Below are 13365 nucleotides of genomic sequence, written 5' to 3'. Positions count from 1 at the left end.
CGAGACGAGCGGGCGAATGGAATCAGCGCCGGGGCCGAGATCGAGATCGATCGGATGACGAAGGTCTCGGTGCGCATGACCCATCCAGGGCTAAGCAAAAAGGTAACCGTTCGCGGGTCGGATCGCGTTCTTTAGCAATTTCAGGCACTTACGAACCCATCCATCCTTGGCATTGGACTCATGAGCCCGCTTGGTCTTGCAAGTGTGCGAAATTGCTTCGTTTGTCGATCCGATTCGTGAACGTTTACAGCAGAGGGGTACCGATCGGGCCTATTGTGAGCGCTCACATTGTCGGTGTCAATTCCAATCGACCACGGCGTGTTCGCGCCTCGCCGAGGAGGTCCGATCGATCCGAAGCCGAAGCCGATGGCCTCCGAAGCCCGCTCCGGCAGGTCGCGTACGGTACGAGGAGCTCAGAGGAGCTCGTCCACCCTCACTGGGGCTCGTCGCGCTTCCGGAACCACGTGGAGAGATAGCGCTCTCCGAGCTCGATGAAGGCTTCGCGCATCATGGCCTCGTAGACGATGGCCTCGAGGGCCCCAGGGGGCGGGGAGGCGGCCTGCTGTTGGATGAGCCCAGCCGGGACGCGCCGCGCGATCGTGTGGCTCGTGAGCAGCGGTTGAGCGTCTCCGGGCAAGATGAGCTCCGTCTTGAAGAAGAGCTTGAGCCCCATGATGATGATCTGCGGCTTCTTGCTGCCATAGGCGAGCCCGGACGACTCGACGCGATAGCTCACCACGAGGGAGGGGGAGGTCACGGAGAGCTGCGCCTCGGGGGAGCCCTCGAAGGGCGGGCCCGGCTCGAAGGTGACGAGCTCCGGCTCGAACCCCCGCGCGAGCCCCTCCGCCAGCGCCGACGCGGTCCGCTTCTCCTGGGGATCGAGGCGGGTCGCATCCACGTAGCGCGTCGGCAGGGACGTCACGCCGCGGAACATCGGGCTCTTCATCACGAGCTCGTCGGCGCGCTTCAGGTCCTGCGACGGAAGCCGCCGGAAGCGGACCTGGACGGCCGGGCCGCGGAGGCCCTGCGGCGTGCTCTCGGGCCCCACGCGCTCCGCGTAGGCGAGGAGCCGCCGCACGAAGTCCGCGTTCCGCTCGCCCCCTTCGGGCATCTCGCCCTTGTACCGGTCGAGCGCGCGCGCATAGAGCGCGTGCCTGGCGTCGTTGAACGCCTTGTCCAGGCCGTGCTTCGGGTAGCGCTCCGCGAACGCCCGCAGCGCCGCGAGCGTGCCCACCTCGCGCGCCCGCTCGAGCGCCGCGGCGAGCGCGGCGCGGCGGGCCGCGGCCACCTCGGCCTGGATGCCCGTCTCGGGGTAGGCGCGGATGAAGTCGTCGATGGCCTCCACCGAGCCTTTCGCCACCGCGAGGCGCAGCTCGGCCCGTGGCAGCAGCACCTGCGAGACGACCTCCCCGTGGCCGCGGCCGCGGGCGATGTAGCGCTGGTACGCGGCCACGTCGTCGCGCGCCCGCGCCGCGGCGTACATCCGCGCGTCGCTCATCCGGTTGCGGAGGAAGAAGAGCCCCGAGCCGAGGGCGACGCCGACCGCGGCCGCGAGGAGCCATGCATAGCTCTGCCACCCCGGGACCTCGCGCGAGAGCGGGATCGACGACGCGAACGGGCTCTCGATGGCAGGCGGCTCGAGTGGATCGAGCCGGCGCAGCTCCGCGGTGTCTGGCCTCGCTTTCATGCGGCTCCACGCCGCTTCGATCTCCCGGATCACGTCGCCCGAGCGCGACGGGTCCTCGAGGGGAAATGCGTGCCGCGTGCCGCCGAACGTGAGGACCACGGCGCCCCGAGGGTCCGCCGAGACGCGCGAGAGCTCCGCGAGCGAGAAGACCCGGAGCCTGTGGTCGCGCGCGTCGATCAGGTTCGCGGGGAAGACGAACAGGCCGGGCGCGAACGGCAGCGTGATGACGTCGGCGTTGTAGGCGAGCGCCTGGAGCACGCCGATGGCGGTGGTCGCGGCGAGCAGCACGTACGCGGCGGCCGCCGCCGTCGGGTGGAGCGCGAGGGCGCTGTCGACGTCGCCGAAGCCGGCCGCGCAGAGCGCCGCCAGCAGGAGGCCCGCCGCGGCGCTGACCGCGAGCCACGCCACGACGGTGCGCCGAGTCCCGAGCCGGCTGACGATCGGCGCCGGCGCGAACTGCCCGCGGAACGCCTCGAGCACGCCGTCCTGAATGGCGCGCGGAAGCTTGTAGAAATCGATCTCGTGCATCGCGCTGCTCCCACTCGGCGCCGGGGGTCGGCGCCCTTCCGCACCTCGACCTGCCGATCGACCCTAATGCATTTCGCCCCGAGCTCCGAGACCGGAGATGGCAACTCCTTGCAGCAGGAGCGTGCGACGATGCGTCGACTTCTGCTCCTCTGGCACTTGTGCAGTCTGCTCGACGCCGGCGCTGCGGTGAGCTGCGGCGCCGGCGAGCCCCCGGGTGACGGCTCGAGCGCGCCGGGGCTGGCGGCTCCGCCGGCGTCGCGTCCGGGAGCGGCGCGCCGGGCGGCAGCGGCGTAGCGCCTTTGCGTCGAACTCCCTCTCTCTCCGGATCCCTTGCTGGACTCCTGGTGGGTGGGACCAGCCCGGAGTGTATGAACCTATCCCGGCGCTTCCGCGCGCACCCGGACGACCTTCCCATCGAACGCGACGGCCAGCGCGTGGACCGGCACAGCCCCGCTCGCGCGCAGTTCGGCGGCGTAGCCTCGCGTCCGGATCTGCGCCAGCGCCTCGTCGAGCGCCCGATCGAGGCTCACGCGCGGCGCGCGGGCGACCTTGAGCTCGAGCACGACGCCGGGCCGACCGGGCTGCGCCGGCCGGATCATCACGTCGGGGCGCCCCTGTCCGGACTCGCGGTTCGAGCGCACCTGGTGGCCTGGCTCGAGCGCGGCCAGCAGGCCGGCGACGAAGCCGTGGTAAACCGCTTCCGGGTCGACCCTCGTCGCGTCGTGGTACGAGAGCACGTCGGTGACGAAGGCCTGGAGCTCTGCCTCGAACCCCGCCGCGTCGCCCGAGAGGAGCGCGGCGAGGAGCCGTTGCATGCTGGTGCCCTGCCGCTTCAGCCGCGCCTCCGCCCAGCGGCGGAACGTGCCCGTGTAGAGCAGCCGCACCTCGCGGTTCGGGATCTTCAGCGCGTGCGCGGGCTGCTCCCCCGGCCCGCGCGAGCGCTTCTCGGCGCGAAGATATCCCGAGAAGACCAGCAGCCCGAACAGCGCGTCTTCGTTCTGCGCGAGGTCGCCGACGGCCACGTTCTCCTCGAGCACGCGCTCGATCTCGCCGCCCTCCATCAGCACCTCCAGCGCGGGCTGCAGCGTGACGGCGTGCTCCTCGATCACCTTCTGGATGAGATCGTTGGAGCTCGTGCCGAGCCAGAAGGGGAGCGGATCCGCGTCTCTCCCCTCCAGGAAGCTGAGGATCGACCAGGGGTTGTAGATGACCGCGCCGCCGAAATCGTACCCGTTGTACCAGGCGCGGATCACCTCCAGCAGGCTGCGCCGGCCGGCCTTGTCCAGCAAGGCCTCCACCTCGGGCTCGGTGAACCCGAAGCAGGTGCTGAAGTCCGAGCGGAGCAGCGAATAGACCACCACGTTGTTGAGCCCCGAGAAGATGCTCTCGCGCGCCACCCGGAGGATGCCGGTGAGGACGGCCCGGTGGAGGTGCGGATTGCCCTTCTGCCCCTCGGTGAGGAACGTGCGCACGAAATCGAGGATCCGTGGCGCGTAGCCGTGGAGATAACCGGCGTGGATGGGCTCGTCATATTCGTCGACGAGCATCACGACGCGCTCGCCGTGGAAGCGGTGGAGATGGCTGGACAGGTCCAAGAGCGCGCGGCCATACACCGCCTCGGACGCCGTGCCGTCCAGCACTTCCCGGTAGCGGCGCTGCTCCACGTCCCCGAGCTGGCCGCTGTCGAGCACGTAGCGGTGCTGGTCGTAGAGCGCGACGATCTTTTCCCGGAGGGCCGCGAAGCAGCGCTCGAACGTCTCCTGCTTCGCTCCTTTCAGCGTCAGGTAGATGACGGGATACCGCTGGAAGTGCGCGCGATAGCGCTCTCCGGCCTGCCAGATCGAGAGGTCCTCGAAGAGCCGCGAAAGGTCCTCCTGCCGCTTCTCGAAGAACCAGCGCAGCGTCGACAGGTTCAGCGTCTTGCCGAACCGCCGGGGGCGGGGGAGGAGGACGACCTGGACGCCCTGCTTGTCGATCAGCTCGCGGATGAGGTGGGTCTTGTCGACGTACTCCAGCCCGGACTCGCGGAGCTGGCGGAAGTCGTCGATGCCGAGCGCGACGCGGAGGGACATGGGTCCTAGGCGTATGCTGTCCGGACGGCGCGAGGTCAAGCCAGCGTCCCGGCCCCGGCACCCGCGCTCGCCCTGCTGCGCTTACGCCTACGGCCCGGCCGCCGCCATCGCTTCGGCCGGCGTGCGTTGCCGCGCCTCGCCCGCGCCGGCCGCCACGCCGTCGATCCGCAGGTCCGCCCCGTCGGCCCGCGCGATCGCCTGCCCGAACCACCGCCCGATCCGGGAGCGGAGCCCCCGGGCGAGCTCGGGCCGCGCGCCGGCCCGGGCCAGCACCTCGAGCACCGACGTCTCCGGCGAGGCGGCGACGTCGACGATCGTGCCCTGCGGCGTCTCGCCCGACACCGCCCGCAGGATCGCCGAGAGGAGCGCCTCGACCGGGATCGCGTGGGCCTCGTCCACCCGGCTGTGCGCGATGCCTCGCTGCGACAGCCCACCACAGACCTGCTCCGTGAGGACGGGATCCTCTCCGGTGATCAAGAGCATAACAGGGCTCCTCCTCGGCTGGCGTCGACCGATCGCTAGCCACAGGAGCCCTCACCGTTCAATGGCTGCTCCCCCGTCCGACACGGACGATGCCGCGGTATCGGGGGCGGATCCCCTGTCCGACGCGGACGATGCTGCGGTATCCGGCGCGGACCCGATCACCGCCCCTGGCGCCGCGGATCCGCCGCCCGCCCCCGCGCCGGCGCCGTGGCGTACAGCGCCAGCGCGCGCCGCACCGGGCCGCGGTCGGCGCCGCCCGCCCGCACGGGATCGGCCTCGCCGACGAGCGCCGACAGGGCGCGCGCCTGCGTCCGCGCCGCGGCCTCCCGGGCGGGATCGCCCGCCTGCGCGGCCAGGGCCGACAGCCGCCGCGACACGCCGAGCGCCGCCGGCAGCGCCCCCGCGGCCACGTACGCGGCCGCGAGCTCCTGGAGCAGCCCGGCGTCGTCGCCCCGGAGCGCCACCGCCGCCTCGAGATCGGCGATCGCCTCGTCGCGCCGCCCCTCGCGCCCCCGGAGCGCCGCCCGGGCGCGGTAGCCCTCGACGAAGCCGCGCACGTGGTCCAGCGCCACCGTATAAGTGCGCTCCGCCTCGCGCGGATCGCCCGCCCGCTCGTACAGCGCGCCCAGCCCGAGGTACGCCGGACCGTAGGTGGCGTCGAAGCGGACCGCCTCCAGGTACCGCGACAGCGCCACGTCGGCCTCGCCGGCCGCCACGCGCGCCTCGGCCTGCCGCGTCAGCTCGGCGGCTTGCGCCGTCGCCCAGCCGACGCCGTCCGCCCGGGCCGGCGCGGCCTCGTGCAGCAGCGCCGTGGCGACGGCGAATGCGAGGGCGCGCGCGCCCCGTCCTGCGCCCGCCGCACCTCCGCCTCGCACCGCGCGCACCGGTCGACAGCGTACCGGCGCCCGGTCGATCGGGCAATCGCCGCCCCGCGCCCGGCGCGCCGCCCGCCTCCACCGGCGCGCCGCCCCGCTGCGTGCCGCCGTACGCGGCACGCCGGTCGCGCCGGTCACGCCGCAGCGCAGCGCGCCTCGGCGGCCGCGCTCCTCGCGCGGAAGGCAGCCGCCCGGCGCGAGTTCGCGTAGGATGCGCGGCCATGGGTGAGGACCTGTGCTTCCCGGACGCCTTCCTGTTCGGCACTGCCGCCTCTGCCACTCAGGTCGAGGGGCACTGCGCGCAGAGCGACTGGGCCGCGTTCGCGCGCGAGCCGGGGCGCGTCCGCGGCGGCGATACGCCGGACGACGCGTGCGACCAGCTGCACCGCTTCCGCGAGGACGTCGCGCTCCAGGCGCGGCTCTGCATGGGGGCCCACCGGCTCTCCATCGAGTGGGCCCGCGTCGAGCGCGAGCCGGGCGAGTTCGATCCGGCCACGTGGGACCACTACCGCGACGTGCTCGGCGCGCACCTCGAGGCCGGGATCACCCCGATGGTCACCGTCCACCACTTCACCCTGCCGCGCTGGGTCGCGCAGCGCGGCGGCCTGCTCTCGCACGATCTGCCGGCGCTCCTCTCGCGCTTCGCCGAGCGCGCCGTCGAGGCGCTCGGCGACCTCTGCCAGCTCTGGGTCACCATCAACGAGCCCAACATGCTCGCCCTGCAGGCCCACCTGCTCGGCGTCTGGCCCCCCGCGCGGAGCTCGCCCGTCGAGGCGGTGCGCGCCCACCAGAACCTCTTCCGCGCCCACACCGCCATGTACCGCGCCATGCACGAGGCCGCCGGCCGCCGCGGCCACCCCATCTCGGTCGGCGTCGCGCACCACCTGCGCGTCATCGAGCCGGAGCGGTTCGGGCGCCTCGCCGACCGCATGTGGGCCGCGCTCTTCGAGCGGCTGTTCAACGACGCGTTCGCGCGCGCCGTCTGCGACAGCGGCCTGCACGACTTCTTCGGCGTGAACTACTACAGCCGCGACCTGGTCCGCTTCTCCGCGGCGCACGCGCGCGCGGGCTTCCTCCGGCGCCTCGTCCCCGAGGGGGCCGAGGTCAGCGACCTCGGCTGGGAGATCTACCCGGAGGGGCTCGGCTACGTGCTCGACGCCTGGTGGCCCCGCGCCCGGGTCCCCATCTACATCACCGAGAACGGCATCGCCGACGCCGACGACGACCAGCGCCCGAGCTTCCTCGTGCGGCACCTCGCCGAGGTCGCGCGGGCGATCGGGCGCGGCGTCGACGTGCGCGGGTACATGCACTGGTCGCTGCTCGACAGCTTCGAGTGGGCCGAGGGCTACGCCCCGCGCTTCGGGCTGGTCGAGGTCGACCGCGCGACCCAGGAGCGCAGCCCCCGGCCGAGCGCCGAGCTGTACGCGCGGATCGCGCGCGCGCGCCGCATCGACGCCGCCGGCGCCTCGCTCGCGCGCGGCGCCGCGCCCGCGTGACCCCAGCACCGGAAAGGCAGGACCGATGCGCATCGCGCTGCTCTACCCACCGCCCTGGAAGATCCCCGCGCCGGGGGAGGCGCCCGACACGAGCGGGGACGGCCCGCCGGCGGACTACCGCGAGGGCGACCTCGACCCGGACTTCCACCAGACCCCGTACGGGCTCTACTCCCTGGGCGCGCAGGCGATCCGCGCGGGCCACCAGGTGAAGGTGCTGAACCTCTCGTCGTACCCGTTCTCGCAGGTCGAGCGGGTCGTGCGCGAGCTCGACGCGGACGTCTTCGGCATGTCGTGCTGGACCGCGAACCGGCGCGGCGTGGCGCTCACCGCCCGGTGCATCCGGCGGCTCCACCCCGCGGCGCACATCATCGTCGGCGGGCCGCACGCGACCCCGCTCGCGGCCGAGATGCTGCGGCACCACCCCGAGATCGACACGGTGGCGCTCGGCGAGAGCGAGCTCGCGTTCCTGGAGCTCCTCGAGCGCCTCGAGGCCGGCCGGCCGGCGCTCGGCATCGCCGGCACGGCCTACCGCGTCGACGGCCGCGTCGAGCTCGGCCCGCCCCGGGCCGCGATCGAGGACCTCGACGCGCTCGAGTCGCCGCACGACCACTACGCCACGCACATCGTGATGACCTCGCGCGGCTGCCCCTGGGCGTGCACGTTCTGCGGGGCCGAGACGACCTGGGGCCGCGGCTTCCGGGGCCAGTCGGTGCCTTACGTGCTCGACGCCCTCGAGGCCGCGGTGAACAAGCTGCCCGTGAAGATGGTCCAGATCAAGGACGACACCTTCACGACGAACCGGAAGCGCGTCATCGACATCTGCCGCGGCATCCGCGAGCGGAAGATCTCGTTTCTGTGGAGCTGCGACACGCGCGTCGACGTCCTCGGCGACGACCTGCTCCGGGAGATGCGGCTCGCCGGCTGCCAGCGCCTGAGCCTCGGGGTCGAGTCGGGCTCGCCGTCCATCCTGAAGAACATCGACAAGAAGATCACGGTCAAGAAGATCATCGAGTCGACCGAGCTCGCGAAGAAGTACGGTATCCAGGTCCGCTATTACATGATGCTGGGCAACCGCGGCGAGACGGCGGAGACGTTCCGGGAGACGCTCGCGTTCCTGGAGGCGGCGAAGCCGCATCAGTACATCTTCTCGTGCCTGTCCATTTACCCGGGGACGAGGGATTTCGACGACGCGGAGGCGGCCGGCTGGCTCGAGCGCGAGGTGTATTTCCGCGGGGACTTCCAGGAGCTCAAGACCCCGTTCGACGCCTCGGAGGCGGACACGGCGCTGATGAGCGCGTGGTTCGAGCAGAACAAGGGGCTGCGCGAGCTCTACCGCGAGGGGGTGGAGGAGCGGCGGGCGATCCTCGCGCGGCTCGGGGATCATCACGCGGCGCACCTCGAGCTCGGGATCGCTTATCTCGACGCGGGGCGGCTCGATCTGGCGGAGCGGCACGCGGCGCGGTCGCTGGAGCTCGGGTATCCGTTGCCGGGGCTGGCCTACAACGCGCTCGCGTGCGTCGCGGCGGCGCGGCGCGACTGGCAGGCGATGCAGGATCACTTCACGGCGGCGGCGAAGCGCGATCCGCAGCACGCGGTGCTCATCCGCAACGTGCAGGCGGCGCGGGCATGGTACGCGAAGGGCGGTCCGGACCGGGGGCTGCCGCTCGATCTCGTCGCGCGCTGCGACTTCCAGCTGCTGGAGCGGACGGCGCAGCCGGCGCTCCCCGGGCCGCTGCCGGAGGACTTCGCGGTGTGGCCGCCGGCGGCGCCGCGGCCCGCGCCGGCGCGGCCGGCCGAGGCGGGCGGGCGCGACGCGGCGGCGCAGCGCGGGCGGCTGCGGGTGGTGCCGTAGCGCCGGGCGGCGCGGCGAGCAGGCCGGCAGAGATCACCTGGCGGCGCTCGGTCCAGCGCCTGCGCGAGAGGATGGATCGGGCGGGCGAGATCCGTCGGAAGCTCGAGCCGGTGCGGCCGATGCCATAAAACGTCGCACGCGGGCAGGCAGATGGCACGGTGCCACCCCGTGCCATCCCCGAGCTGGCACGTGCCACCGTGGCTCGTGGCGGCTGCCCCGCCGGGCGCTGGTCTGCTGGGCTTCCTGATGGAGCGCGCCTCGGCTGGAATCGACGTCATCCCGTGCGGTGAAGTCGCGCGGGGCGTCGTCCCACGCAGGAGGGGCTGTCGCATCGCGAGATGGCACGGTCGTTGCTTTATGCGCGCCCGGATGGGGAGAGCCGAAGGCGGCTCGTCATCCATTGGAAGTCGCGATGCGCATGGCCGGAGCGGCGGCACCGAGCGCGGTGCGTGGCTTCACCATCACTTGGAGATTCGAACGTGTCGCTTACCGCATACTCGCGTCCTTTCATAGCAATTGGCTTGTTGCTCGGGCCCATCTCGCTTGTCGGATGCTACTCGGCGGAGGCGGAGGAGGACACGGCCGAGGAGGACACGGCCGACGAGGAGCTCGTCGCGACGGCGGGGCAGCGCCCGCTCCTGTCGTACGAAGAGTTCCGCAAGACGCTGGTCTGGCTGCCGTCGAAGGGGGTCTGGGTCGCCGAGGGTGATATACCGCTCCGCGGCGAGGAGGGGATCCGGAAGTTCTACGAGGATCATTACTCCCCCTCCGGCGCCCTGACCGTCACTCGGATCGGCAGCTCCAACAACATCTGGAGCCGGGCCGACCGGCTGAGCCTGACCTATTGCGTATCGCAGTCCGCGTTCGGCGCCAACTACAACAGCGTCGTGGACGCCATGCAGCAGGCGGCCGCAGCGTGGGAGAACGCCGCCAACGTCCGCTTCGTCCACGTGGTCGCCCAGGACACGAACTGCACGAACACCAACAACAACGTGAAGTTCAACGTCACCTCACCGGCGCCGCCCCCCGGCAATGGCTTTGCATTTTATCCGGACTGGCCGCGCGATTGGCGCGAGTTCCTGCTGACCTGGGATCCCACCTGGTCGACGGACTGGCGCCAGCCCATCGGCGTCATCATGCACGAGCTGGGACACGTGCTCGGGTTCGACCATGAGCACATCCATGTGCCCGGCTCGCCATGCGAGGATCCCACGTCAACCGCGGAACTGGTGACCGAGTACGATTCGCTCTCCGTCATGCACCGTACCACGTGCCAAGGCAGCACCAACACGACCGGGGCTTTCTTTCTGTCCCAGCGCGACATCGAGGGAGCGCAGGCGCTCTACGAGGCGCCCACGAACGTCGCTGACACGACGATCTCGGGGACCCTGTATGCCCGCAAGCGCTCCAATGGCGACATCTACAAGAAGAGCAGCTCGACGTGGACGAAGGTCAGCGGACCCGTGCAGGCGTTCCTCACCATCGGAACTACCCTCTACGCGCTCGGGTCGAGCTTCGGGAACGTCCTCGAGTACAGCGGCTCCGGGACGACGTGGACGACGATCGGGGGCTCGGCGAACCAGATCTTCGTCTGCGAAGGCGCGCTGTGCGCGACCAACTCCGACGGCGACGTCTACAAATACAGCGCCACCACCAACACCTGGACGAACATCGCCGGTCCCGGCGCGTCGTTCGAGTCGACGGCCGGCTCCGGCTCGCTCTATGCCCTGAGCGTCGACCAGGGCGAGGTCTGGCGGCGCCTCTCGGGTACGTGGACCAACGTCGGCGGTGCATTCGCGGATCTGTTCGGCGCGGGCTCGTCGATGTACGGCCTGACGCGGGACCGGCAGACGCTGAAAAAGTACTCGGGATCGGGCACGACCTGGACGACGGTCGGCAGCGCCGGCAGGCAGTGGCAAGGACAAGCCAATGGGGCGTTCTACGCCCTCACGCCGGACGCCGGCGCCGTCTACCGCTATGACGGCACCGGGACCAACTGGAGCTACGTGGGCGGCGCAGCGGCGCGCCTGTACGGCACGCACGATCTGTACGCCACAGAGACGAACGCCGAAGACATCTGGGTTTACAATGAGGTAGGGAACAACTGGACCTACGTGGGTAAGCCGTAGCGCGACGCCCCCCGCCCCGCGGGAGCGCGGGCGCTCGCTCCGCCGTCGAGCAGATCGAGCGCGACGCACCGCGGAGCGCCCCTGAAGCCGCCGCCGACCGGGCAGGTTCCCGGCAGCCCCGTGGGTGTGCTACCCGCACTCCATGTCGAAGAGCGCAGACCACGGCCGTCCTGATTCCACCCCTGAGACAGCGCCCTCTGCACAGACGGCCCCGTCGCCGAGCCACGCCGAGCGCTGCCGCACCCTGGCGCAGCGGGCCCGCACGGCCACGCTGTGCACGCTCGCGCGGGACCCGGCCGGCTACCCCTACGGCTCGCTCGTCACCGCCGCCGTGGACGCGCACGGGCGGCCGCTGCTGCTGCTCTCCGCGCTCGCCGAGCACACGGGCAACCTCAAGGTTCGCGCCGAGGCGTCGCTGCTCGTCGCCGAGCCCGCCGAGGGCCGGGCGGATCCGCTCGCGCTCGGGCGGATGACGCTGATCGGCCCGTGCCGCCCTCTCGAGGCCGCCGAGGCGGCCGCCGCCCGCACGACCTTCCTCGCGGCGCACCCGCGCGCCTCGTACTACGTCGATTTCACGGACTTTTCCTTCTACCGGCTCGACCCCGTGTCGATCCGCTACGTCGGCGGCTTCGGCCGGATGTCGTGGGTCGACGCCGCCGACTACGCGGCCGCCGAGCCCGATCCGCTCGCGCCCGACGCCGCGCGCATCCTCGAGCACATGAACACCGATCACGCCGATGCCGTCCTCGCGTACGCGAAGGCCCTCGCCGGCATCAAGGACGCCACCGGCGCGACGATGACCTCGGTCGACCGTTACGGCTTCGAGCTCGACGTCATCACGCCGGCGGGGCCGAAGGCGGCGCGGCTCGCGTTCGACGCGCCGGTCTCCACGAGCGACGAGGTGCGCAAGGCGATGGTGGCGCTCGTGCGCGAAGCGCGGGGCCGCAGCGCCTGAGGGCCGCGCGCGAGGAGGGGCATCGCGCTCGCACCTCCGCGAGCGCGCCCGGCGGCGCGCCCGCGAGGCGGCGGCGCCGCCGCCATGGCGCCGCCACCGCCCGAGCGCGCCTCTTCGCCCAGAATATCCGCCGTACCGCGCGGATCTCGGCGCGCCGTTCCCCCGGCACGCGACCTGCCAATCGCGCGCCGCATGGGAAACGCCGACGTCACGCTGCGCCACATCGCCCGGAGGCGCCCTGGAGACCTGGCGCGCGCATTCGTCCCTGAGCGCCGGTCGGTCGAGGTCCTCGGCTGGGTCGACTCCCAGGTCACGAAGCTCGAGCGACGCCTCGACAAGGCGCTGCGCCTGCGTGTCGGCGGCGAGCTGCGCGTGCTGCACGTCGAGTTCTGCTTCTCGCTGCGCGACGACGTGCCGGACCAGGTCTTCGAGTACCTCGGCTCCCTCTTCACCGCGCTGCGCGCCGAGGCACGAGGGGAGCCGGTGCCGCCGATCGAGAGCGTGGCCGTGGTCCTCTCGGGCCGGAGGCGGCGCTTGCCCGCGATCGGCGCGCGCCGCACGGCGTGGCCAGGGCGGCGGTTCAGCGGCACGCACTTCCGGATCGACGCGGTCTACCAGCGCACCGTGGCCGAGCTCCGGGCGCGCGGCAGCGTGTTCTGGCTGGCGTTCGCGCCGCTCGCTCGGGACGCCACCGCGGCGGCGATGCGGGAGGTGGTCGAGGAGATCCACGCGCGGGCAGCCACCGGCGAGGAGCGGATCGAGCTATACACCGCGCTGCTGGTGATGGCAGCCATCGACCCCTGGGGACATAATCTGCGGGAGGAGCTCGCCATGCTGTTCGACGACAGGGAGAGGGAGACGGAGAAGAAGCTGCTCCGGAGCATTCCGATGATCGGCGAAATGATCATGGAGGCCGAGCGGCAAGCGGCTCAGAGAGCCGCGCAGAGAGCTGAGAAGAGGGGAGAGAAGCGGGGTGAAAAGCGGGGCGAGAAGCGGGGTGAAAGGCGGGGCGAGAAGCGGGGTGAAAGGCGGGGCGAGCAGAAGGGGGCGCAGAAGGCCATCGCGGAGCTGCTCGGCCGCCTCTTCATCCGGCGGGTCGGGCGCCGGCCGACCGCGGAGGAGGAGCGCTCGATCGTCGAGCGCGCGCTGGCGATCGGGCCGGCCGAAGTCGAGGATGCCTTGCTCGATCTCGACGCCGACGCGCTGGTGCGCTGGCTCGCCGAGCCGATCCGCCGGCGCGAGCCTCCCGAACGCGCAGGACGAGCGCGGTCATGATCGACGCATAGGG

At 71.8% G+C, this 13365-nt stretch carries 9 protein-coding genes; 5 read left to right on the top strand and 4 right to left on the bottom strand.

The annotated features are described in order from the left end of the window. Positions 1–433 precede the first annotated feature (433 nt). The 4 genes from NQZ70_RS26485 to NQZ70_RS26470 all read right to left on the bottom strand — a co-directional run bounded on the left by NQZ70_RS26485 (position 434) and on the right by NQZ70_RS26470 (position 5654). Entirely contained in the window at positions 434–2215 is a 1782-nt protein-coding gene (locus tag NQZ70_RS26485) for a hypothetical protein (RefSeq protein ID WP_129576693.1), read from the bottom strand. 374 nt (positions 2216–2589) lie between these two features. Further along, entirely contained in the window at positions 2590–4287 is a 1698-nt protein-coding gene (locus tag NQZ70_RS26480; protein WP_129576692.1) for an AAA family ATPase, read from the bottom strand. 87 nt (positions 4288–4374) lie between these two features. Next, a complete protein-coding gene (locus NQZ70_RS26475; protein ID WP_129576691.1) occupies positions 4375–4770 on the bottom strand; it encodes a hypothetical protein in 396 nt (131 codons plus the stop codon). A gap of 158 nt (positions 4771–4928) precedes the next feature. After that, positions 4929–5654 carry a tetratricopeptide repeat protein gene (locus NQZ70_RS26470; protein ID WP_129576690.1) on the bottom strand — a complete coding sequence of 242 codons (726 nt, stop codon included), beginning with the start codon at positions 5652–5654 and terminating at the stop codon, positions 4929–4931. Between the two features lie 212 nt (positions 5655–5866). Here NQZ70_RS26470 and NQZ70_RS26465 point away from each other — a divergent pair, with 212 nt between their 5' ends. From NQZ70_RS26465 to NQZ70_RS26445, 5 genes are all read left to right on the top strand, one after another. Further along, positions 5867–7141 carry a glycoside hydrolase family 1 protein gene (locus tag NQZ70_RS26465; RefSeq protein ID WP_129576689.1) on the top strand — a complete coding sequence of 425 codons (1275 nt, stop codon included), beginning with the start codon at positions 5867–5869 and terminating at the stop codon, positions 7139–7141. A 25-nt stretch (positions 7142–7166) separates the two neighbouring features. Beyond that, positions 7167–8993 carry a B12-binding domain-containing radical SAM protein gene (locus tag NQZ70_RS26460; RefSeq protein ID WP_129576688.1) on the top strand — a complete coding sequence of 609 codons (1827 nt, stop codon included), beginning with the start codon at positions 7167–7169 and terminating at the stop codon, positions 8991–8993. Between the two features lie 521 nt (positions 8994–9514). Then, positions 9515–11122 (top strand): peptidase M10, encoded by a 1608-nt coding sequence (locus NQZ70_RS26455; RefSeq protein WP_129576687.1) that lies wholly within the window; start codon positions 9515–9517, stop codon positions 11120–11122. Between the two features lie 142 nt (positions 11123–11264). Then, positions 11265–12077 (top strand): HugZ family protein, encoded by an 813-nt coding sequence (locus NQZ70_RS26450; RefSeq protein ID WP_129576686.1) that lies wholly within the window; start codon positions 11265–11267, stop codon positions 12075–12077. 192 nt (positions 12078–12269) lie between these two features. After that, positions 12270–13352: a hypothetical protein gene (locus NQZ70_RS26445; RefSeq protein WP_129576685.1), complete on the top strand. Its 1083-nt coding sequence runs from the start codon at positions 12270–12272 to the stop codon at positions 13350–13352. Positions 13353–13365: the final 13 nt, after the last annotated feature.

It is taken from the genome of Sorangium sp. So ce836 (assembly GCF_028553905.1).
In the GTDB taxonomy this organism is placed as follows: Bacteria; Myxococcota_A; Polyangia; order Polyangiales; family Polyangiaceae; genus Sorangium; species Sorangium cellulosum_D.
This window is presented reverse-complemented; position numbering and strand designations above follow the sequence as displayed.

Excerpts from the sequence above, each read along its gene's own strand:
- NQZ70_RS26485 (WP_129576693.1), bottom strand. The coding sequence starts at position 2,215 with ATGCACGAGATCGATTTCTACAAGCTTCCGCGCGCCATTCAGGACGGC.
- NQZ70_RS26465 (WP_129576689.1), top strand. The coding sequence starts at position 5,867 with ATGGGTGAGGACCTGTGCTTCCCGGACGCCTTCCTGTTCGGCACTGCC.
- NQZ70_RS26475 (WP_129576691.1), bottom strand. The coding sequence starts at position 4,770 with ATGCTCTTGATCACCGGAGAGGATCCCGTCCTCACGGAGCAGGTCTGT.
- NQZ70_RS26480 (WP_129576692.1), bottom strand. The coding sequence starts at position 4,287 with ATGTCCCTCCGCGTCGCGCTCGGCATCGACGACTTCCGCCAGCTCCGC.
- NQZ70_RS26460 (WP_129576688.1), top strand. The coding sequence starts at position 7,167 with ATGCGCATCGCGCTGCTCTACCCACCGCCCTGGAAGATCCCCGCGCCG.
- NQZ70_RS26450 (WP_129576686.1), top strand. The coding sequence starts at position 11,265 with ATGTCGAAGAGCGCAGACCACGGCCGTCCTGATTCCACCCCTGAGACA.
- NQZ70_RS26445 (WP_129576685.1), top strand. The coding sequence starts at position 12,270 with ATGGGAAACGCCGACGTCACGCTGCGCCACATCGCCCGGAGGCGCCCT.